The sequence below is a fragment of the Halopiger djelfimassiliensis genome (assembly GCF_000455365.1).
Taxonomy (GTDB): domain Archaea; phylum Halobacteriota; class Halobacteria; order Halobacteriales; family Natrialbaceae; genus Halopiger_B; species Halopiger_B djelfimassiliensis.
This window is the reverse complement of record NZ_HG315684.1, coordinates 65,963-87,572: the sequence shown is the minus strand read 5'-3', so window position 1 is coordinate 87,572 and position 21,610 is coordinate 65,963. Positions and strand designations below refer to the sequence as shown.

Below are 21,610 nucleotides of genomic sequence, written 5' to 3'. Positions count from 1 at the left end.
CGAGACTCACCCGTAGAAAACGTCGCCGGTCCGATTGCGGTCGCCACGACGGGATCGCCGTCACCGGTCGCTCGACGAGTGGGCGAAACCGCCCGCCGGCTGGGAGGGTCGGTCGACGGCTTACTCGCGCTCGCGTTCGGTCGTTCGCATCGTGATCTCGCCGTCGGCGCGGATCGTCCCGTCGATCTCGGCCTCCGGACCCAGTTCGAGGTCGGCACACGAGACGTCGCCGAGGACGCGCGCGTTTCCGGCGATCGTGACGTCGCCGTTGCGGGTGGTCAGATCGCCGTGAATGCGCGTTCCCGTCCCGATGGAGACGTCGCCCCGGGCGCGGAGGCTCCCGAAGACGTTGCAGTCGTCGCCGACGGCGATCGTCTCGGCACGGACGTTGCCGTGGAGCCGACAGTCGTCGCCGATCGTCGCCGGCGTCGAGACGCGCCAGGCGTCGTCCCCGACCGTCGCGTTGCGGGGGATAACGAGCGGTTCGGTCTCGGGACCGCCGTCTTCCTCGTCGACGATCTCGGAGACGAGTCGCTGAGCGGTCTCCTCTTCGCCGATGAGCAGGAGGTGCTTGAGATAGACGAACAGGAAGACGATCGTCGGCATCGGGTTCCGGATGACGATCCAGCCGTTTGCCTCGAATCCCTCCTCGATGTCGACGTCGTCGCCGATGTCCAGGTCGCCGGCGACTTTCAACTCGCCGCCGATGTGGACCCGTTCGCCGATGTAGGCGTCCTGCCCGACCAGCACGTTCTCGGCGACGTCACACCACATATCGAGCCGACAGTCGCCTTCGGCCTCTATTTCGCCGCCGAACTCGGCGCTTTCGCCAGCGAGTACGTTGCGGCCGCGTACGCCGAACTCGACGGTCGCCCGGCTGCCGACGAGGACGTCACCGTCGGTCTCGAGGGCGACTTCCTTCGCTTCGGTCCCGTCGGGGACGACGAGTTCGTCGAGCGGATCCCTGCTGAATGCCACACTCGCATCCAATGTGACCCCCTGCTAATAAACCTCGCGCGTCGTCCGACGAGCGACCGACGGTCCGCAAGCGGAACGTGACTCGAGGGCGACGCTGCCGTCGATCACAGCCGCCCCGTTTTTATTATCCCACCCCGTATCGGCGGATATGACGACTCTCGCGTTCGACGACGATGGCGTCGACGTCGTGTACAAAGGAACCGAGTTCCGCCTCGAGCGGGACCTCATCGAAGAGGCGACGGAGAAATCCTACTACGACGTCACCGACCACGAAGTGCTCAAGATCGTCGCCGAACAGCCGAACCTGCAGGGCGAACCGCGTCGCGTCGGCGACATTCTGGATTGAGACGGGATCTCGCCGATGACGGGCCTCACCGGTCGTCTTCTCGGCCGCGATCCGTCGTAACCGTCCGGTCGCCGTGAGGCGGCGCGTCCTCGTTGTCGTCGTGGCGTTCGCCGCCCGCCTCTCCCTCGACCTGTGTTTGCTCGCTTTCGGACGCGTCGGTCCCGTCGCCGGGCGAACCGACGCCCCGTTGTCCGCCCGTTCCCTCGTCCCGTTCGATAACCGGGTCGTGGCCGTCACCCGACGCGTCTTCGTCGTGCTCCGACGAGCGGTCGCTCTCGAGGCGTACCGTCTCCCCGGTGATCACGTCGACGGAATCCGGTGTGATCGGGACCGTCTCGTCCGGATCGCTCTCCCATCCGAGCGCCGCCTTGATCGAGTCCATCGCGTCGGGCTCCGGCTCGACGAGCGCGGTCTCTCCCTCGATGGACGCGACGATACCGATCGCCGTTCCGCTCGGGTCCTCGACCGTTTTCCCGACGTCGTCCTCGGTGAACGTAGCGCACATACTCGGGCACCGACGGCTTCGAGCAAAGCCCCTGTTGCCTGCACCAGCAACGATCGTTCGCCCCCGGCTGCAAGCGTGAGAGCCGCGTCCTTGCCACGCCGCAGCCCCGGGCCTCCGGTCGTCCACGCGCGATCGCACGCTGAGTCAGGACGGAACGTCGACCTCGGGCGCGCCGGATTCGGGCGTCGACTCGTCGAAAAACCCCGCCACGCCCTCGAGGTCGAGAACGAACCCGGAGCCGAACGCCCCGGCCGGCGTCCGGAATCCGTCCTCGATCCGCCCGTCTGCGAGGAGTCGTTCGGTCGCCGTGACGGCGGCGTCGACGGTCACGACGTACGGGTCCGGCGTCCGCAGCCGGGAGACGACCCGCGCGTCGGTGTGCTCGACTCGAGCCTCGCCCCAGAGATATGCCGTGGCTCGTTTTCGCGACCACGACGACGGTCCGTCACGGACCAGCCCCGCGAGCCGTTTCAGCCCCGCCCGGACGGGCGTCGTCGCGAGCAGAGGTGCGAGATACCGGTGTAATCGCAGCGCGAGGCGGGCGGGCTGTGGAACGGCCGCGTACGCGGCGACGTCGGGAACCCCGGTCGTGTAGTGTGCCGTCGAGACCTCGCCCATCGGCACCGTGACGGCCGACCGGGTGCCGCGCCCGAAGTCGATCCGTCGCGTTCGCCAGGCCGCCGGGACGTACTCGAGTCGCCCCTCCCGGCGGACGGCACCGCCGTCCTCGATCCCCTCGATGGCCGTCCTGACCGTTCCGATCGACGGCGGCCGGCGGGAGTCGACGCCCAGCGCGAGCGCGGTCGCTTCGGGAAGCCGATCGGACAGGTGGGCGGCGAGACAGTCCAGCGGAACGGCGGAGAAGCCGGCGGCCGGCACGAGCGTGACGCCGGCCTCGGTCGCCCGCTGGTCCCACTCCCGGACCCGTTCGATGACCGGAATCTCGCCGGTGATATCGACGTAGTCCGTGCCGCTTCTGACACAGCCCTCGACGAGCGGCTCGGCCGTGTTCGAGAACGGCCCCGCGCAGTTCAGCACGCAGTCGACGCCCGCGCCCTCGAGCGCCGCCGTGACGACGTCAGGATCGTCGAGGGCGAACCGACGACCCGGCCGCCCGAGGTCGTCGACCTGTTCGGCGACTCTCGCGCCGTCGCGCCCGGCGAGGACCACCTCGAGGTCGCGTTCGATCGTCTCCCGCGCGACCAGCGACCCGACGAACCCGTAGGAACCGTACACGAGCACCGACGACATACGCGTCCGTTCGACGCGCCAGCGGGTAAGCGATGGCCCGGCGAGAGCCGCCCCGGCCTCCTATTCGTCGCCGCGCTCGTATCGCTTCGCCGCCGACTCGAAGCTCAGCTCCTCGTGCTCGCGGCTCCGTCGCTCCTCGAGGGCCGCGATCGCCTCGGGGTCGGGCGCGGCGTCGTCGGTGATCCGCGCCCAGGAGTCGTGGACCTTGGCGTGACACCACCGACAGAGATAGACCGTGATCTCGTGGGACAGCGTCTCCCCGTCGCGGTCGTACGAGAGGTGGTGTTCCTCGAGCAACGGCCGCTCGTCGTCGTGGGCCATGCGCTTTTCCGCCAGCCCGCAGCGAACGCACTCGCGGTCGCGGTTGCGCGACCGGAAGTGCGGGCAGTCGACCCACGACTGGTCGGTCTCGGGATCGACGACGGGACACTCGTAGTCCTCTCGGGCGCGCTCGCGGGCGAACTCGGGGTCGTGTTCGTAGTGATCGAACGCGTACCGACACTGCCCCTCGCCGGTAAGGTAGTCACAGACGCCCGCGAACTCGTAGGGGTCGTCGACGCCGACCGGAGTTCCCTGTGGCGTTTTCTCCATGCGTGGTCGTCTCGGCTTGGCGGCGAATCGATTTGAACCCTCCGTCGCGCTCGAGCGCCGGCACGGGCGCAGCGAGAAGGTTTTTGCCCCCCGCGTTCGGACTCGAGGGCGTGCGAATCGCCCACTACTCGGACCCTGACGGCGAAGCCGACCTCCTCGCGACGAACGTCGACCTCGCGGACTCGATCATACCCCGGGCGCGCGGACTCATGTTCCGTCGATCCATCCCGGACGACTACGCGCTCGCGTTCCGGTTCGACGCGGCCACGACGCGGGACGTCCACATGCTGTTCGTCCCCTTTCCGATCGATGTCGTCTGGGTCGTTGACGGCGTCGTCGAGCGGGTCGAACGGCTCCGGCCGTGGCTGGGGTTCGCCCGCGAAACGGCCGACACGATCGTCGAACTGCCGGCCGGGACCGCGACCGACGTCGAACCCGGCGATCGGCTGGTTCTCGAGGGCGAGTGACGCCGATCCGGCGGTCGTGTCAGCCCGTCGGCACCCGCTCGCAGATACTACCGTGGCCGGCGCAGTTAAGTCGGGTGGGACGATAGGGCAAGCTACCATGGCACGAGATTCCGTCTCTACGCCGGACGAGGATAGAGGAAGTCGGGGCGACCCGGCTGGGCGTGAAATTCCGCGACGAGCATAGTCGCAGTTCAGCACTCTTGTCTCACACACGTTCTCCCGAACAGACGATTCCACCGGATCGCACAGTCCGCCTTCTCGATACGACGCTTCGCGACGGCGAGCAAGCGCCGGGTGTCTCGCTTTCACCCGACGAGAAAGTCGAAATCGCCCGCGCGCTCGAGCGCGCCGACGTCTCCGTCATCGAGGCGGGCAGCGCCTGTACCGGAGCGGGCGAGCGACGGGCCATCTCCCGGGTCACCGACCTCGAACTCGACGCCCGGGTCACCAGTTTCTGTCGCGGGCTCCAGTCCGACGTCGACCTCGCGCTCGAGTGTGACGTCGACGGCGTCCACATCGTCGTTCCCGCGAGCGATCGCCACGTCGAGGGGAAGGTCGGAACCTCGCGCGAGAACAACCTCGCGACGACCGCCGAACTCGTCGAGTACGCCACGGCCCACGACCTCTGGGTCGAGGTCATCGGCGAGGACGGCTCCCGGGCCGACCTCGACTACCTCGAGGCCGTCGCCGAGACGGCGCTCGATGCCGGCGCAGACCGGTTTTGCTTCGCCGATACCGTCGGCTACACCGGGCCGGAACGCACCGCCGAGGCAGTGTCCCGGCTCGCCGACCGCGGCCCGGTCAGCGCCCACACCCACGACGACCTCGGGTTGGGCGTGGCCAACGCGCTCGCGGCCGTGTCCGCAGGTGCCGATCTGGTCCACTGTACCGTCAACGGGCTCGGCGAGCGCGCCGGCAACGTCGCACTCGAGGAGGTCGCGATCGCGCTCTCGCACGTCTACGACGTCGAGACGCTCGCCCTCGAGGAGCTGTACGACCTCGCCCAGATCGTCTCGCGGGCGACCGGCGTCCAGCTGCCGCCGAACAAGGCCGTGATCGGCGAGAACGCCTTCACCCACGAGAGCGGCATCCACACGGACGGCACGCTCAAGGACGACAGGATGTACGAGCCGTACGCACCCGAGACGGTCGGCCGGGAACGGCGGCTCGCGCTCGGGAAACACACGGGCCGTGCCGGCGTCGCGGCGACGTTAGACGAGCACGATGTCGCGGCCGACGACGAGGAGATCGCCGAGATCGCCGACCGCGTGACCGAACTCGGCGACCGGGGCCGTCGCGTGACCGACGCCGACCTGCTGGCGATCGCCGAGGACGTCACCGGCGACGACCGCGAGCGGGTCGTCGAACTGCTCGATCTCACGGCCACGAGCGGCGGGGCCGTCCCGACCGCGAGCATTCGTCTCGAGGTCGACGGCGAGGAACGCGTCGCAAGCGGCACGGGGTCCGGCCCCGTCGACGCCGCCGTCTCCGCGGTGCGCGAGGCACTGGGGTCGATGGCCGATGCCGAACTCGAGTCCTACCACGTCGACGCCGTGACGGGCGGCACCGACGCCGTCGTCACCGTCGAAGTGACGATGGTCCGCAACGACCGCTCGGTCACGGTCGCCCGCAGCGAGGCAGACATCACCCGCGCCAGCGTCGAGTCGATGGTCGACGCGCTCGATCGGCTACTGGCCGCCGATCGACGGCCGCTCGAGCCGGCCGACGACTGACGCTCGGGACGGCGCGGGTGCTGCGCTCCCCGCTCGAGCGACCGATCACTGGAACGGCTGCTGACTGACGATGTTCCACGGATCAAGCAGATAGACGCAGGCGAGTCCCAGCGCCAGAACGACGACGAACAGCCGCCCGATTTCGCCCGCCGACGACGGAACAGCGGGCTCGAGCGTCATCGCCATCAGTCCCGCGACCGCGATCCAGATCGAGCCGACGAGCAACCGTCCACGAGTGTCCATACGAACGGCTATGGCCGTCCGAGTATGAAACCCCTGCGTCGGCTCGCGGCGATCGCACGAGACGAACAGTTACGCGACGCTCATCGGGTTGTCCCTGAAAAAGCGCCGAGAGGGAGATTTGAACTCCCGAGTCCGTGAGGACAGCAGATTTCGAATCTGCCGCCTTGGCCGGGCTAGGCTATCTCGGCTCACTCGTTTCTACCCGGGTGACGTTTTTACCGGTTTCGATTTTTCTCTCCGTCTGTAACTGGTTGACGACCGCCGGAGCGAAAACGATTTGACACGTGCCGCCGACGGCGGACCTATGGACGTCACCGAGGCCAGCGACGAATGTGCGGCCGTCCTCGAGACGATCGACGACGCCGTCATCTGTGACCGATCGTTCCTCGAGGACCTCCTCGTCGGCGTCGTCGGCCGCAGTCACGTGCTCGTAGAGGACGTTCCCGGAACCGGGAAGACGCTAACCGCTCGCAGCGTCGCGACCGCGCTCGGCCTGTCCTTCTCGCGCATCCAGTTTACCCCGGACCTGCTGCCGGCGGACGTGACCGGAACCCACGTCTTCAACGAGCGCGAACGCGCCTTCGAGTTCTCCGCGGGGCCGATCTTCGCGAACATCGTGCTGGCCGACGAGATCAACCGCGCACCGCCGAAGACTCAGGCCGCCCTGCTCGAGGCGATGGAGGAAGGACAGGTCACGGTCGACGGGGAAACGAGGGCGTTACCGGACCCGTTTTTCGTCATCGCGACCCAGAACCCGGTCGAACAGGAAGGGACCTTCCCGCTTCCGGAAGCGCAGGTCGACCGGTTTCTCGTCAAGACCTCGATGGGGTATCCCGACGCGGCCGGCGAAGTCGAACTCCTCCGTCGGCGGGCCGACCGCGAGACGCCGAGTCCGACGGTCGAGCCCGTCCTCGATCCCGAACGGGTCGATCGGCTCCGGCAGGTCCCGGAGACGGTCCGGGTCGACGAGGACCTGCTCGAGTACGTGGCGACGCTGGCCCGCGAGACCCGAACCGACGGCCGCGTCGACGTCGGGGTCTCCCCGCGTGGCACCCAGCGGCTGTTCGAGGCCGCTCGGGCGTACGCGGTCATCGTCGGTCGGGAGTACGTCACTCCCGACGACATCAAGCGAGTCGCACGGCCGGTACTCGCCCACCGGCTGGTGTTGACGCCGGACGCGACCGTCAACGGCGTCGAGAAGTCCCGGGTTATCGACGACGTACTCGAGTCAGTGCCGGTTCCGACCATCGAGCTCGACGCCTGAAACGGAGTTTCCGACGGTTATCACGCCGGAGCACCCGAGGATCTATCCGGTGTTTTTCATCCCGGCGGCGATCCCTTTGACCGTCAGCCGGAGCGTCCGTTCCTCGATGTCGGTGCGGTGGGTGCGGTTGAGCAGGTACGTCTGAAGCAGGTTCAGCGGATCGACGTAGGGATTTCGGCGCTCGAGGTTCTCGCCCAGCCAGTCGCGGGTGTGGAGTTGGTCGCGCTGGCCGATCTCGGTGATCAGGTCGGTCGCCCGTTCGTACTCGTCGGTCAGCCGCGGGAAGAACCGCTCGCGAAGGTCGTCGTCGGCCAGCTCCGCGTACCGCTGGGCGATCTCGAGTTCGGTCCGGGACAGCGACAGAGCGGCGTTGTCGAGGGTCGTCCGGAAGAACGGCCACTCCTCGTACATCCGCTGGAGCGTCTCCATCGAGCCGCCGTCCGCCAGATAGGCGTCGACCCCGGCGGCGAGGGCGTACCAGCCCGGCAGGATACACCGGGACTGGGTCCACGAGAACACCCACGGGATCGCCCGCAGATCCTCGACGGTGCGTTCGCCCGACCGCGACGCCGGACGCGAACCGAGGTTCAGGTCCTCGATGACCGTGATCGGCGTCGCCTGCTCGAAGTACTGGACGAAGCCGGTGCTCTCGAGGAGGTCACGGTACTCCCGGCGTGCGGCGTCGGCCATCGTCTCCATGGCGTCGATCCACTCCTCGGGAACGTCCTCCTCGGGCTGGTCGATCGCGTACAGCCGGGCCCGCAGCTGGGCGTTGAGCATCTGCTCGATGTTGCGTTCGGCGATCCGGTGGTTGCCGTACTTCTCGGCGATCGCTTCGCCCTGTTCGGTGAACTTGACCTGACCGGTCACCGTCGAGTTGGGCAGCGCGAGCAACGCCTCGTTCATCGGGCCGCCGCCCCGGGAGATCGAGCCGCCGCGGCCGTGGAACAGCCGCATCGTCACGTCGTGGTCGTCACAGATCTCGCCGAGTCGCCGCTGGTTCTTGTACAGCGACCAGTTGGCCGCGAGGAAGCCGTTTTCCTTGTTCGAGTCGGAGTAGCCGAGCATGATCTCCTGGGTCCGCCCGCGGGCCTCGAGCGCCTGCGCGTAGGCCTCGTTCTCGAACAGCGTCCCCATAATGCGGCGTGCACCCGAGAGGGCGTACTCGGTCTCGAGCAGCGGCACGACGTCGATCCCGCAGTGTTCGGGGAGGGAGACGACGTCGGCCTGATCGGCCAGAAACAGCACCTCGAGCACGTGGCTCGGCTCGTCGGTCATCGAGATGCAGTAGGTGTCGATCGCCTCGACGCCGTACTCCGTCTGCCAGTCGGCAAGGGAGTCAAACAGCCGGAGCACGCGCGTCGAGTCGTCGGAGAGATCCGCGGTGTCCGAGAGGTCGATCACGGGCTCGTCCTGCAGGATGGCGTCGGTCAACAGTTCGACGCGTTCGTCCTCATCGAGCGCGTGGTAGTCGATCCCCTCGCCGTCGAGGGCTTCGGCGATGGCGTCGGTGTGTTTCTGCTGGTGCTCGCGGAGGTCGAGGCTCGCAAGCGAGAAGCCGAACGTGGCCACCTGACGGCGGATCGGATCGACGTGGGCCTCGACGACGCTCTCGGCACCGTTGTCCCGTAAACTCGTCGCGATGACCTCGAGGTCCGAGCGGAGTTCGTCGACGTCCTCGTACCCGCCCGGGCGAACGTCGCCGACGCGGTCGAGTCGCTCGCGCATGAGTTTGAGCTTCTGGCGGTACGGCTCGCCGGGATAGCGCTCCCGAGCGGTCCGGGCGCTGCCCGGCAGCCGTTCCCGGTCCCGCTCGAGCGACGCCTCGAACGCCGACCCCGAGTCGATCCGACTCCCGTCCTGACTCAGGACGCCCGAGAGCCGCTTGAGTTGCGTCCGGTACTGCTCGAGGACGACCGAGCGCTGGCGCTCGAGGGTCGTCGCCGTCACCTCCGGCGTGACGTACGGGTTGCCGTCGCGGTCGCTGCCCGCCCACGAGCGGAACTCGAACAGCTTCGGAATCTCGAGGTTGCCGTCGACCTCCTCGTCGATCGCGTCCGCGAGTTCGTCGTAGACCTCGCCGACGACGTCGAACAGGGTGTTCTCGAGGTACCACTGGACGTTCCGCGCCTCGTCTTCGGGTTCGGGCTGGCGGTTGCGGACCTGCGGGGTCTGCCAGAGGCTCGTCACCTCGGCGTCGACGTCGCGCCAGACCTGCCGTTTCTCCTTGTCGGTCAACAGCCGCTCGTCGAGCGTCTCGAGGTAGGTCGAAATCGTCCGGAGCTTCGATTTGACCGTCTTTCGGCGGGCTTCGGTCGGATGTGCCGTAAACGTCGGCTCGATCAACACGTCATCGAGGACCTGCTCGACCGTCCGTACGTCCGTTTCACCGAGCTCCGCGGCCGCCGTTTCGAGGCTGTCCTCGAGCGTTCCCGCGTGGGATTGCTCGCGGATGGTCCGGACGCGTTCGCGCTCTTCGGCCAGGTTGATCAACTCGAAGTACGTCGTAAACGCCCGCGCGACGATCCGCTGTTGGTGTGGCGAGAGTCCCTCGAGTTCCGAGACGAGCGAATCGCGGGAGTCGAGTTCACCAGCGCGGTAATCGATCGCCGCCTGCCGACACGATTCGACGGTCTCGAAGGCGCGACGCGAGGTCTGCTCCTCGAGTACGTCCCCGAGAAGTGCTCCCAGTTCGCGAACGTCCTGTCGGACCTCCCTGTTGTGCAGTTTCATATCACGCGAATGTTCCCCAAGCGCTAAAAAACCTCGGCAGCGCCTCTCGCGGCCATATTCATCGTTTTCCGTGATAGTTACTGACACCGGGTATCCGACGGACGATCGAGAGTGCCGGTCGATGCTGCCGCTTCGTACAACGATCACCCGTCCGATCCATTTATTTTACTACGAATGTACTCACTTCTTGAAGGTTTTCGACTCCTTGCCATATATAAAGGCGGGACTGCACCGTTCAACTGGCAACTCGGTTCGCTACCCCTCCCTGTTTAAAACCGAATGATCAGCACCACCGAGAACTCGGGCCGCAGTCGTCAGGCGCTCGTTGCATGCGGGCACGGAGAACGTGCGATCGAGGCGCTCGGTCCGTGCCCGAACGTTAATACCGGTGCTGGTGTGTGACTCCCCATGACGATCGCAGCCGATCTGGCATGGGAACGGGAGCAGCTGCTGGCTGCGTCGCTGGACGCGACGGCCGTGATCGACGGGCGACGGTACGCGTCGGTCAATCAACCGTACGCCGAACTGTACGGGTTCGCGACTCCGGACGCGCTCGCCGGGCAACCGTGGGACCGGCGTCTCGCCGCCGGGGAGCGGTCGCGCTTCGAACGGGAAATCCTGCCGGCATGCCGTCTGGATGGGCGGTGGCGCGGCACGGTCACGGGCCGGCGACGCGACGGGAGTCCGTTCCCACAGGTGCTGTCGATCGCTCGACTGGACGACGAGCGGTTTCTCTGTATCTGTCGCGCGGTCGAGCGCCACCGCCGGGTCGGCGAACCGAAACCCGGTGCCGTCGGCACGGTCTCCGACGAACCGGACGAAAGCGCCCCGTTCGCGGTCGTCCGACTCGACGCGGATTTCCGGATCACGTATGCAAACACACGGGCCGAGGAGATCATCGGCCCCGCTGGCACCGATTCGCCGTCCGTTCTCGGCGTCGACATCCGCAACCTCCCACCGATCGTCGAAGCCGGCCACGCGGACCGGTTTACGCGCCTGCAAAACGGCGGAACCATCGAATTCGAGGTCGCGCTCGAGCCGTCCGCCGCCGCGAAGGCGTCCGGTATCGGTCGCGGCGTCGCCCTGTCTCGAGACGGGGAGTTCGCTGGCGCGCTCCTGCTGCTCGATACCCCGGAGGGCAGCCGAGAAAAGCGGGATCTGGGACGCCGGCGTGACGAGTACCCGACGCCGACTCGGGTCAACGATCTCCTGCTCGGGATACTCCGCGACCTGTACGATGCGTCGACGCGAACGGAAATCGAACAGGGGGTCTGTGACCGCCTGGCCGCGTCCGAACTGTACCAGTTCGTCTGGATCGGCGAGCCACACGTCGACGGCAAACGGATCGTCCCGCGGGCCACCGGGGGGATCGACGACGGCATCGTCGAAACGATACCGGTTACGACGGCCGCGGGTGAGGGCGACCCCGATTACGGGCCGGATAGTCGAGCGTTCCACACTGAAACCGTCCACGTGAGTCACGACGTGTCCACCGACCCGACGTTCGGACGCTGGCAAGCGGCGGCGCTTGATCGCGGCATCGAATCGGTTGCCGCCGTCCCGCTCGTTCACCGCGGGACGACCTACGGCGTCTTGGGCGTGTACACGGCCCGACCGCTCGCGTTCGACCGACGCGAACGGGCGGGGTTCGAAACCCTCGGCAACGCCGTCGGGTTCGCCATCAACGCCGTCGAGAACCGCAGGGTCCTGTTCGCCGACACGATCGTCGAACTCGAGTTCGAGGTCACCGATCCCGGGCTGGTGTTCGTCCGGATCTCCGAGAAACTCGGGTGTGAACTCACCGTTACCGGTCCCATCGAGTCGGCGTCCGGGGACTGGTGCGTGTATCTCACCGTCGACGGCGCGACACCAGCCGCCGTTCGGACCGTCACGACGGACGATCCGGACATCGAGCGGGTTCGTGTGATCGCCGACGAAGCCGATGCCGGCGCGCTCGAGGTCGTCACGACGGAGCCACCCCTGAGCGAACTGACCGATCATGGGGCCGTGCTGACGTCGGGAACTGTCGACGACGGTCGGGGTCGGTTCAGTATCGAGGCACCCGGTACGGCCGATATCCGACGGCTGACGGATCGCCTTCGAACCGCGTATCCGGACTCGACGCTGGTTGCCCAGCGCGAATTCGACCGCCCCGTCCAGCGGGCCGTCGAGATACGCCAGTCCATCGACGATCGGTTGACGGATCGTCAACGGGAAGCCCTCGTCCGTGCGTATCACGCGGGGTATTTCGACTGGCCCCGCCGGAGTACCGCCGGCGACGTCGCCGAGTCGATGGACATCGCGGAAACCACCTTTCACTACCACCTTCGACGGGGCCTCGATACGCTGTTGACGGCGTTCGACGGCGGAGACGGCGCAACCGGTACCTAGCGCTTTCGGCCTGCAGTTCGGTCGCGGTGCCCGTATCAGGACCTGCTCGCCGTTCGGCTGCGCCCCACGCGGACCGGCGCGGCTCCCGTGTCGGACGGACGACGAGCGCCCACCGCCGGTTACTCGGTTCTGATCGGAGCCCCACTGGGATCGAGGACCCACCAGACGTCGTTGACCCCCTGTCCTTCGGCGTCACCCGGCTCCTCGTCCCGAGCGAAGTAGTACAGCGGCCGTCCCGCCGCCATCACCTGCGTCTCGCCGGTCTCCCGATCGAACGTCTCGAGGGAGGCCGCCACGTCGTCGCCGGCGACCGGTTCGCCCTCGACCGTAAGCGGCGGCCAGGCGTCGGCACACTCGCCGGTACACGCGCTCTCGCCGGCACCCTGGACATCGTTATCGAACGCGTACACGGTCATCCCGTCCGGACCGACCAGGACGGTCCCGTACTCGGGATGGTCGCGGGCCTGGACGGTCGGCGTCGTCTCGTCGGTATCGTCGTGGTCGAACACCACGCCGAGTTCGTCGGCGACCGCCGCGAACGGCACCTCACCCGCCTCCTGTACGGCGAGCGGATCCAGCGCCTCCGAAGCGAGCACCTGTCCGTCCGTCGGCCACGGCCACTCGCAGTCATCGTTTGGCGTACTTTCCGCGTTGAGTTCGTTTTCGAGAGCCGCCGGACTCAGCGGCGCAAAGAGCGGCGGTTCGGCCTCGAACGACTCCACGTAGTCCGGAAGTTCTCCCTCGACCAGCTCGCCGACGACGATCCGCATCGCCATCCCGGCGATTTCGTGGGGTCCACAGTACAGGTCGTACACGCCGTCCCGCTCGAATCGGTAGAGCCAGGCCCCGTCCTTCTGGACGATCGGTGACGAAAACGCCGGCACTCCCTCGGGAACCCGCCGCTGGAACCCGTGTCCGGGATGGTACGCCGTGATGGTGTGGTTGGGGTCGGTGTACACGAACGCGACGATATCGCCGGCGGAGACGTGCAGGCCGCTCGGCTCGAAATGGAACACCGACGTGCGCTCCGGATCCGCGGGATCCTCGGGGAACTCCCGGTGCAGTTCGACGACGTGATCCGGCTCGAGTCCGGCCGGAATCCCCTCGGCGTCCGTCGTCGGGTATCCGAACACGGGATCGATCCGGTTCGAGCCGTTCCGTTCGTCGGTTCGCTCCTCGGCCGTCTCGGCGGCGGCAACTTCCCCGTCGGACTCCTCGCCGGACGCGCTCGCGGTCCCGCTTGCAAGCGAGAGCGACGCGCCAGCGCCGAGTGCTTGCAGCAGGGACCGACGCTCGAAGCCGAACCACTCGACTCTCGGTCGGTCGGTCGATTCCTCGGTTCGATCGGTTGGTGGTGACATCGTAACTGTTCTCCGTTCGGTTGCGGCCGCGGTACATCGACTCCGCCGAGCGGACCGTCACACGTACTCGAGGTTCGACGATGGCCGTTCGTGTACCGCAGCCGTGATGGTTGTCGTCACTTCTCACGCCCACGCTGCACACAGTCCATCCCGCACCCGGTTCGGTAAAACCCCGCTCTAAATAGCACTAGCAGTACCCGCTGACGGGGTACTCGGAACGCATCGCATACCCGCGGAAGTACCGTTACGATGGTGATTCGGGGATGTGGAGTGGCTCGTACGGTGTCTCGGCTGGGGAGTCACGCGCAAGGTGGCAACACTTGCCGTCAACGTCCATCGCCCACGACCAAATTGTAGAGTGCGGACCGTCTCCGTCGGGCTCATCGATGCGCCAGCAAACACCCGTTTCGGGATCACATCGGTACAGCGTGGAAGCCCACGGCTTTAGCCGTGGGAGGAAGCGCGTACGCGGGTAGCCGATTCCCCGGATCGCTACCGACCGCTGATGAAGGCCTCGACTTCCGCTGCGATCAGTCCCGGGGCCTCGCTGGGGCCGCCGTGGCCGATCGCATCGAACTCGACCAGTCGACTGTGCGAAAGCGCATCGTGGACGTCGCGAGCGCTGGTCCGGAGGAAGTCAGGACCAGCAGTGCCGGTCAGCACGAGTACGGGAGCATCGACCTCGAGGTGATCCGGGAGACGATACTGCTCGACGGAGCGGTTCATCCGGACGACTTCCTCGGCGAGGCCGACGCAGTCCGGCCAGACCGGCCACTCCGCCAGCCACGCGTCGAGGTCGTCGATCCCATCGGGATGGAGGACCATCTCCACGTAGCGTTTGATCGCTTCGTCGGGGTTGCCCGCATCGACGAGCGCTTCCATCCGGTCGGCGAGATCGGCCTGCCTCCGAAAGTCGTCGGGGAGTACCGCCGGTTCGTAGGCGACGACCGCATCGACCGCGACGTCGGTCGCGGCCTCGATCGCGGTGAGTGCCCCGTAGGAGTGGCCGAAGAGAACCGGATCGCCGTCGACGTCGTCGGCGAGCGCTCGGACGTATTCCGTCTCGCGTTCCAGAACCTCGTCCGCGCTCGTCTCCGCCGGGCCGTCGGGACACGTGCCAAACCCCCGACGCTGGGGGACGACGGCAGCATACCCCTCGAAGTGTGGGATAACCGGCTCCCAGTACTCCCGCGGAGCCATCCCCCCGTGTAGGAGGAGCAGCGGTTGTCCGTCGCCGCGACGTTCGTACGCTACCTGCGTGCCGTCTGCAAATCGTGTCGTCTGCATGCTTTCCCGTGTTCGGTCGGTGGCCGACTAAGCCGTTCTCTCAGTCATCCGGCCGTTTACGTACGGGGGAGTGCTGCGGACTCGAGACCGACGACGTTACCCTGCGGTCGCCGTCACTGCAGTGTCTCGGCGGAACGCGGAGCCTCGAATACCGCGGTCTCTCACGGACTTGTTCGCAGAGAAGTGCTCCGACGGGGATTCGAACCCCGGTCATTGCCTCGAGAGGGCAATATGATTGGCCGGACTACACTATCGGAGCGGTCGTCGGCTACACTCTATCGTAACGCGGTACGATGTTTAAGCATTCCGTTTCGATACAGGGATGGCTCGTCATCCCACGCTACTGGTTCACTCCTCGAAGGGGGATTTCGTCGCCTCGGGTTCGAACCCTTCGAGGCTGATGATGTTCTCGCGGCCGACGCGCAGTTTGCTGATGGTGCCTTCCGACTCCATATCCGAAAGGAGCATGCTGACTTTCGACTTCGACCAGCCGGTTTCCTCGACGATGTTGACCTGCTTCATTCGACCGCCGTTTTCCCGGATGAGTTTGACGACGCGGTCTTCGTCGGTGAGCAGTTCCTCGTCTTCGAGGGGGTCGGTCGACGGGTCGGTGCCGGCGGGCGGCGATGTCGGCTCCGGACTCGAGTCGGGATCATCGGCTGGCTCGGCCGGTTGATCGGGTGTGTCGGTACCGAAAGCGTCGGCGTTGCGTCGATACCAGACGAGGCCGCCGCCGAGACCAAGTGTGACGACGAGTGTGGCGACAACGAACAGCAACGACACGTCACGGTCAGCGACGACCGACGCGAGACCGTCGCCGCTCTCGGCCGTACTCCCGGGACGTTCGAACACGACCCGCGGCTGCCCGTCCGGGAACACCTGATCGCCTCGCCATCGAACCGCGTCGGCGTCTTCGAGTGCGGCACTGTGGTACTGGGCTTCGGGTTCGACGGACCGGAACCTGAGCTCGTCGGCTGGCCGGATGACGATGGACTGGTCTTCCGTGATGTACAGTTTTTCCTCGAAGACGTCACCGACGACGACCCGACCGTTCTCCGTCGCCGCGAACCCGTCCCACGTAAACGACATTTCGACGACGCCGATCGGATTGAGTTGCCCGTCGATCCGCGCCGTACGTTTGAAATCCGTCGCCTCCATGTCGCGATCGATATCGGTTTCGGTCAGGCGACGCGCCTGTTCAGTAAATCGGGTATAGAGGCCGGTTTCCTCGGATTCGAACTCCTCGGCGAACGCTTCGAAGTTCTGGCGCGCCTCTTCGTTGCTTCGCTCGTCGTCGCCGTGAAGTCGCTGTTCGTATCGGAACGTCCAGGTTGCGCTTCCGTTTTCGTGGACAGTGATCTCGAACGTGGTGCTGTCGAACTCCTGAGAAGCGACGGTCCGTTGAGCGGGAGGATCAGCTTCCGGCTCTGCGCTGGTTCCCCACGACCGCTGGGAATCGTCGACATCGTTTCCAGCGGTGCTCACCATCGCCACACCACAGACCCCGGCGAGGGTGCCGGTGACGACGAAGACGACGAACACGACGGAAACCGACCGGTTCATTCGTCACCCACTACGTGCCGGAGCTAAAAATGGTTGTGATTGCCCACCTCCCCGGCTGCTGACCGCGGACTGCCGAGCCGTCTCCTACCGTCGCCCGGCCCACCCCGACTCGAGCGGGCTCGAAGCCGGTGTCGATCCGGACGTCTCCACGGCGACTCGTGTCGATACGCACAAACCGGTCGACGGCGTAGCTGCCGCCATGATCACCAATCTCGCGCAGGGGGTCCGGGCGTTTACGAGTAACGTCTATCTCGTCGACGGCGATCGGACAGTGCTCGTCGATCCCGGCGCGAACTTCGACGTCGTCGAGGCGATCCGGTCTCGCGTCGACGATCTCGAGGCCGTCGTTCTCACTCACACGCACCCGGATCACGTCGGTAACCTCGAAGCGGTCAAAGACGCCTTCGGCGTCGAGGCGTGGGGGTACGATCACACGATCGACGGCGTCGACCACGCGATCACGGACGAGGAGACGATCCGCCTCGGCGATCACGAGTACATCGCGCTCCATACGCCCGGGCACAAGGACGATCACCTCTGTTTCTACTCGGCCGACGCCGGCGTGCTCATCGCGGGCGATCTCGTCTTCCAGAACGGCAGTTTCGGTCGAACGGATCTCGAGGAAGGGGACCGCGAGACGCTGATCGAAAGCATCGATCGCGTCTCCGAGTGGATCGACGACGATCTCGCCGAGTTGCACACCGGCCACGGACCGAGCGTGACGAGCAAGCCGGCCGAGCACGTCGAACTCGCGGCTCGGATGGCCCGACAGACGTAGCCTCACCCGGCGTCGAACACGTGTGCGTCGTCCGGCGCGAACCCGACGGTGACGTCGCCCGAGGGAACGTCCGAAAGCCGCAGGGCGACCGGGCGGCCGTTCCACCGGCCGTACACGCGGACGCTCTCGCCGCGAAACTCCGTATTTTCGACGGTAACAGGGAACCGGTTATCCGTGGCCTCTCGAGAGAGCACGGCGGGTCGCAGGCAAACGATGACGCGTTCCGTGTCGGGAGGGACGCCCGCGAGTTCGAACGTCGTGTCGCCGACGGCAACCCGGGCGTACTCGCCGTCTCGATCGTGGACGGTTCCGTCGAAGACGTTGTTGTCCCCGATGAATTCGGCGACGAATCGCGTTGTTGGTTCGTGATAGAGTTGCTGTGGCGTTGCAACCTGTTCGAGTCGGCCATCACACAGCACTGCGAGGCGATCGGAGACGGCAAGTGCCTCCCGTTGGTCGTGAGTGACGTACACAGTCGTAATGCCGAGTTCGGACTGGATTCGAACGAGTTGTCGGCGCAACGACTCCCGGAGACGGGCGTCGAGGGCGCTCATCGGCTCGTCGAGCAACAGGAGATCGGGGGCCGGCGCGAGTGCACGGGCGAGCGCGACCCGCTGTTGCTGTCCGCCCGACAGTTGCTCGGGGTCGCGTTCGCCCATCCCCTCGAGATCGACCAGTTCGAGCAGTTGCTGGACTCGTTCGTCGGGAGCCATTCCGTCGGGCGGATCGCGAAACCGGAGCCCGTAGCCGACGTTCTCGGCGACGGTCATGTGCGGAAAGAGGCCGTAGCTCTGGAAGACGACGCCGACGTCGCGCTCCTCGGGGGGAACGCCGGTCATCGGCTCGCCGTCGAACGAGACGGTTCCCTCGGTCGGCTCCTCGAAGCCCGCGATCGTTCGGAGGGTCGTCGTCTTCCCGCAGCCGGAGGGGCCGACGAGCGTGAAGAACTCGCCGTCGCGGACGGTCAGATCGAGGTCCCGGATCGCGACGGCCCCGTCGGAAGCCGTGCCGTAGCGTTTCGTGACGGAGTCGAGACGGAGTTCGGTCACGGGTCGTACTCGTACCTCCCGCCGACGCGGTCGACGACGACGAAACTCGCTGCGGTAACCAGCAACAGGATCGTTCCCATGGCGATCGCCGGGCCGGGTCGCCGACCCAGATAGCGTTCGACGGCAACCGGCATCGTGTAGCTCTCGCTGCCGCTGGCCAAAATCACCGTCGAAGAGAACTCCCCGATCGAGATCGCGAAGGCGAACGCCGCGCCGGCGACGATCCCGCCGGCGACCAGCGGGAGTTCGATATCGAGCAGCGCACGGACGCGAGAGGCACCGAGCGCCCGGGCGGACTCGACCATCGCCGGATCCAGCGACGCAAGCAGCGGCGAGACGTTCCGCGTGACGAACGGATAGGCCGCGACCGCGTGGGCGGCAACGATCGCGGTCGTCCCCGTAAGCTGGAGTCGCCAGCCGCCGGGCAGCGAGATACCGAAGACCAGCCCCTGCAAAAGCCCGATTCCGAAGACGACGCCGCTTACCGCAAGTGGCAACATTGCCAGCGTGTCGACGACCCTCCCGCTCCGGCCCGCACGGACCGTCACCGCCGAGACGACGACGCCCATCGGAACGGCCACGGCGAGCGTGCCGACGCCGAACAGCAGCGAATTCCGGACCGCGGGGACCGGCCGGGTCTGGTAGCTTGCACCCTCGAGTTGGCGCTCGAGCAGGAACGCGTAGTGTCGCAGCGTGAACCCGGTGCCGTCGGTCACGCTCCCGACGATCAGACTGGCTATCGGCCCGACGAAGACGACGAGCGCGACGAGGCCGTAGCCGAAGATCGCGAGCCGTCGTGGCGAGCACGCCGTTTGCAGGTCGGGGACGAGCGGCTCCTTCGGCGGCGGCGACGGTGCCCGGGACAGCCCCGTCTCGGCGGACTCGTAGCGGAGGTACGCGTATGTCAACCCCAGCGAGAGCAGCGTCTCGAGGATCGCAAGCGTCGCGGCTTCGCCGTAGGCAAGACGCTGGATACGGCTGTAGATCCAGACCTCGACGGTCGCGAGCCGAAGCCCGCCGAGCGCGAGGACGATCGGGAACGTCATGAACGTAAACACGAACGTCAGCAACGCACCGGTGAGAACGGCGGGGGCGAGTTGCGGAACGACGACGTCGCGAAACGCCTGCCGCTCGCTGGCTCCAAGACTCCGGGCGGTTTCGATCGTGCGGCCGTCGACGGACTCCCAGGCGACGACGGTCAGCCGAGCGACCAGCGGCGCGTTGTAGAAGGCGTGTGCGAGGACGACGATCGCCAGCGGGCTGGTCTCGACGAACGCGAACGGTCCCAGTCCGACCGCCCCGAGAGCGCCGTTGAGCGTCCCCGTCCGGCCGAACATGGCGTAGAAGCCGACCGCCACCATGATCCCCGGAAGGACGAACGGCAGGATCGTCAGCGACCGCAGCGTCCGGCGGCCGTAGAACTCGTAGTTCGCGAGGATGTAGGCGGCCGGAAGGCCGAGCCCGACGCTTGCGACCGTCGACAGCGCGGCCTGATAGGCGGTAAAGCCGAACAGCCCCAGCCGGACGCCGGGCGTGTGGATCCCGATCCACGGGAGTGGAACGTCCAGCCCCGGAATCGGGGTCTCGAGCGACACGGAGAGCGAGACCGCTCCGAGCCAGCCGGCGAGCGAGCCGAGGTGGTCGCCGACCGCAAGCGGCTCCGCGAAGAGGTCAGCGAGGACGCCGACGTAGAACGGATCCGTCAGCACGTCACCGAAGCGGCCGAGCGTCAGTCCGCCCTCGTCGACGACGGCCTCGACGAAGACGATGCCGACGGGGACGTACAACATCACGACGAGCACGATCGCCGTCCCGAGGGCCGCCAGTCCGAGTGCGTGGCGCTCGAGCCACGTGCCGACGGCTCCCTTGCGGAGGCGTTCGACGGCGGCGCGACCTGCGCGAGGCACGGATTGGATCGATCTCAGTGGGTGACGAACTCCTTTTCCCAGCCCTCGATCCAGCCGTCGAGGTTGCCCCGGAGACGGTCGTAGCCGACCGTCACCGCCTCGGGCGGGACGTGTGCGTACTGATCGAACTCGGGATCGAGATCGACGTGTTCCTCCTCGACGGCGGGGAACTGGACGTTCCGCTGGGCGATCTCGGCTTGGGCCTCGTTCGAGAGGACGAAATCGAAGAAATCGTAGGCGAGATCGACGTTGGCGGCGTCTTCGAAGATCGCCATCCCCTCCGGATTCGCGTACCCCTGTCCGTTCGGGAACGCGATCTGGTGGCGCGTGAAGTCGTAGCCGTCGTCGTTGGCGAACACCTGATCGGTCGAATAAGAGACGATCATCGATCGCTCACCCTTCATGTAAGCCCCGTTGTAGGCTTGGTCCCAGTCCTCGAGCACGCGAATCCCGTTGTCGTCGAGGTCGCGCCAGAACTCGAGGTAGCCGTCCTCGCCGAAGGCGTCGATCGTCCACAGCAGAAACGCCTGTCCCGGATCGGAGTTGCGGGCGTTCTGGGTCAACAGCGCGTCCTCGTATGCTGGTTCGGTCAGAGCCTCGAGCGTGTCGGGTTCGTCGACCAGACTTTCGTCGTAGACGAGGCAGATATAGCCCGTGTCGTAGGGCAGCACGCGGTCGTGTGGATCGCCCATGTCCAGTCCGTCGCGGATGCGGTCCGCCCGTTCGAGGCGGTCGCGATCCACCTCGCGGAACAGGCCGCCGTCCGCGAGGGTATCGTCGACGATCACGAGGTCGTCGACGTTCGCGCCGAGATAGACGTCGGCCTCGATCCCGACGTTCTGCTGGGCTCGATCGATGTAGTGGTTGATCCCGTGGGTGGGAAGCTGGGTCCACTCGAGTTCGGCGTCCGGGTGGGCCGCCTCGAACGCGTCCTTGAGCCACGGCCCCGCGGGGTTGTCCCCGTCGATCATCGACTTGTAGGTGGCGACGGTGAGCGTCCCGTCCGCTCCATCCCCGTTGTGTTCACTACCGCGCTGATCGCCATCCCCCTCCCGAGTCAGACAGCCGGCCAGCCCGAGGGCCGCCCCGCTGCCGACGGTACCGACGAACGTTCGTCGTCTCATTACACGGTTGTTCCACCGAGTGATCTTAACCGCTGTGAT

18 protein-coding genes and 2 tRNA genes are annotated in these 21,610 nt (G+C 66.6%); 6 read left to right on the top strand and 14 right to left on the bottom strand.

All coding sequences use genetic code 11. The features are described from left to right. Positions 1-120: 120 nt before the first annotated feature. Complete coding sequence (locus TX80_RS00475; RefSeq protein ID WP_049922125.1) at positions 121-978, bottom strand: polymer-forming cytoskeletal protein; 858 nt, start codon at positions 976-978, stop codon at positions 121-123. 148 nt (positions 979-1,126) lie between these two features. On the opposite strand from TX80_RS00475, the gene TX80_RS00470 reads away from it, so the two are divergent. Further along, on the top strand, positions 1,127-1,324 hold the full coding sequence (locus TX80_RS00470; RefSeq protein WP_049920876.1) for a DUF5800 family protein: 198 nt from the start codon (positions 1,127-1,129) through the stop codon (positions 1,322-1,324). A gap of 25 nt (positions 1,325-1,349) precedes the next feature. On the opposite strand, the gene TX80_RS00465 is transcribed toward TX80_RS00470, so the two are convergent. The 3 genes from TX80_RS00465 to TX80_RS00455 form a co-directional block, all read right to left on the bottom strand. Beyond that, on the bottom strand, positions 1,350-1,829 hold the full coding sequence (locus TX80_RS00465) for a hypothetical protein (protein ID WP_049920875.1): 480 nt from the start codon (positions 1,827-1,829) through the stop codon (positions 1,350-1,352). Between the two features lie 144 nt (positions 1,830-1,973). Next, positions 1,974-3,080 (bottom strand): saccharopine dehydrogenase family protein, encoded by a 1,107-nt coding sequence (locus tag TX80_RS00460; protein ID WP_049920874.1) that lies wholly within the window; start codon positions 3,078-3,080, stop codon positions 1,974-1,976. 60 nt (positions 3,081-3,140) lie between these two features. Further along, a complete protein-coding gene (locus TX80_RS00455) occupies positions 3,141-3,671 on the bottom strand; it encodes a DUF7097 family protein (RefSeq protein WP_049920873.1) in 531 nt (176 codons plus the stop codon). Between the two features lie 110 nt (positions 3,672-3,781). On the opposite strand from TX80_RS00455, the gene TX80_RS00450 reads away from it, so the two are divergent. Then, positions 3,782-4,138: a DUF192 domain-containing protein gene (locus tag TX80_RS00450; RefSeq protein WP_049922123.1), complete on the top strand. Its 357-nt coding sequence runs from the start codon at positions 3,782-3,784 to the stop codon at positions 4,136-4,138. Between the two features lie 200 nt (positions 4,139-4,338). Then, positions 4,339-5,871: a (R)-citramalate synthase gene (locus tag TX80_RS00445; protein WP_049920872.1), complete on the top strand. Its 1,533-nt coding sequence runs from the start codon at positions 4,339-4,341 to the stop codon at positions 5,869-5,871. A 45-nt stretch (positions 5,872-5,916) separates the two neighbouring features. On the opposite strand, the gene TX80_RS00440 is transcribed toward TX80_RS00445, so the two are convergent. Continuing rightward, positions 5,917-6,114: a hypothetical protein gene (locus tag TX80_RS00440; protein ID WP_049920871.1), complete on the bottom strand. Its 198-nt coding sequence runs from the start codon at positions 6,112-6,114 to the stop codon at positions 5,917-5,919. Positions 6,115-6,217: 103 nt separating this feature from the next. Then, positions 6,218-6,302 (bottom strand) — tRNA-Ser (locus TX80_RS00435). Positions 6,303-6,418: 116 nt separating this feature from the next. On the opposite strand from TX80_RS00435, the gene TX80_RS00430 reads away from it, so the two are divergent. Then, complete coding sequence (locus TX80_RS00430; protein ID WP_049920870.1) at positions 6,419-7,378, top strand: AAA family ATPase; 960 nt, start codon at positions 6,419-6,421, stop codon at positions 7,376-7,378. Positions 7,379-7,420: 42 nt separating this feature from the next. Here the strand turns inward: TX80_RS00430 and ppc are convergent, their stop codons facing one another. Beyond that, positions 7,421-10,111, bottom strand: coding sequence for a phosphoenolpyruvate carboxylase (gene ppc / locus TX80_RS00425; protein WP_049920868.1), 2,691 nt, complete (start codon positions 10,109-10,111; stop codon positions 7,421-7,423). A gap of 408 nt (positions 10,112-10,519) precedes the next feature. On the opposite strand from ppc, the gene TX80_RS00420 reads away from it, so the two are divergent. Further along, complete coding sequence (locus TX80_RS00420) at positions 10,520-12,502, top strand: bacterio-opsin activator domain-containing protein (protein ID WP_049920867.1); 1,983 nt, start codon at positions 10,520-10,522, stop codon at positions 12,500-12,502. Positions 12,503-12,621: 119 nt separating this feature from the next. Here the strand turns inward: TX80_RS00420 and TX80_RS00415 are convergent, their stop codons facing one another. The 4 genes from TX80_RS00415 to TX80_RS00400 all read right to left on the bottom strand — a co-directional run bounded on the left by TX80_RS00415 (position 12,622) and on the right by TX80_RS00400 (position 16,713). Next, positions 12,622-13,863: a plastocyanin/azurin family copper-binding protein gene (locus TX80_RS00415; protein ID WP_081661365.1), complete on the bottom strand. Its 1,242-nt coding sequence runs from the start codon at positions 13,861-13,863 to the stop codon at positions 12,622-12,624. A 492-nt stretch (positions 13,864-14,355) separates the two neighbouring features. Then, complete coding sequence (locus TX80_RS00410) at positions 14,356-15,150, bottom strand: alpha/beta fold hydrolase (protein WP_049920866.1); 795 nt, start codon at positions 15,148-15,150, stop codon at positions 14,356-14,358. Positions 15,151-15,334: 184 nt separating this feature from the next. Beyond that, positions 15,335-15,409, bottom strand: a tRNA-Glu gene (locus TX80_RS00405). 89 nt (positions 15,410-15,498) lie between these two features. Further along, positions 15,499-16,713: a helix-turn-helix transcriptional regulator gene (locus TX80_RS00400; protein ID WP_049920864.1), complete on the bottom strand. Its 1,215-nt coding sequence runs from the start codon at positions 16,711-16,713 to the stop codon at positions 15,499-15,501. Between the two features lie 199 nt (positions 16,714-16,912). Here TX80_RS00400 and TX80_RS00395 point away from each other — a divergent pair, with 199 nt between their 5' ends. After that, positions 16,913-17,491: an MBL fold metallo-hydrolase gene (locus TX80_RS00395; RefSeq protein WP_049920863.1), complete on the top strand. Its 579-nt coding sequence runs from the start codon at positions 16,913-16,915 to the stop codon at positions 17,489-17,491. A gap of 2 nt (positions 17,492-17,493) precedes the next feature. On the opposite strand, the gene TX80_RS00390 is transcribed toward TX80_RS00395, so the two are convergent. The 3 genes from TX80_RS00390 to TX80_RS00380 are packed head-to-tail and all read right to left on the bottom strand — an operon-like array spanning position 17,494 to position 21,571. Next, a complete protein-coding gene (locus TX80_RS00390) occupies positions 17,494-18,540 on the bottom strand; it encodes an ABC transporter ATP-binding protein (protein ID WP_049920862.1) in 1,047 nt (348 codons plus the stop codon). After that, entirely contained in the window at positions 18,537-20,447 is a 1,911-nt protein-coding gene (locus tag TX80_RS00385; protein WP_049920860.1) for an ABC transporter permease, read from the bottom strand. The genes TX80_RS00390 and TX80_RS00385 overlap by 4 nt, the downstream gene beginning before the upstream one ends. A gap of 14 nt (positions 20,448-20,461) precedes the next feature. Beyond that, on the bottom strand, positions 20,462-21,571 hold the full coding sequence (locus TX80_RS00380; RefSeq protein ID WP_049920859.1) for a thiamine ABC transporter substrate-binding protein: 1,110 nt from the start codon (positions 21,569-21,571) through the stop codon (positions 20,462-20,464). Positions 21,572-21,610 lie beyond the last annotated feature (39 nt).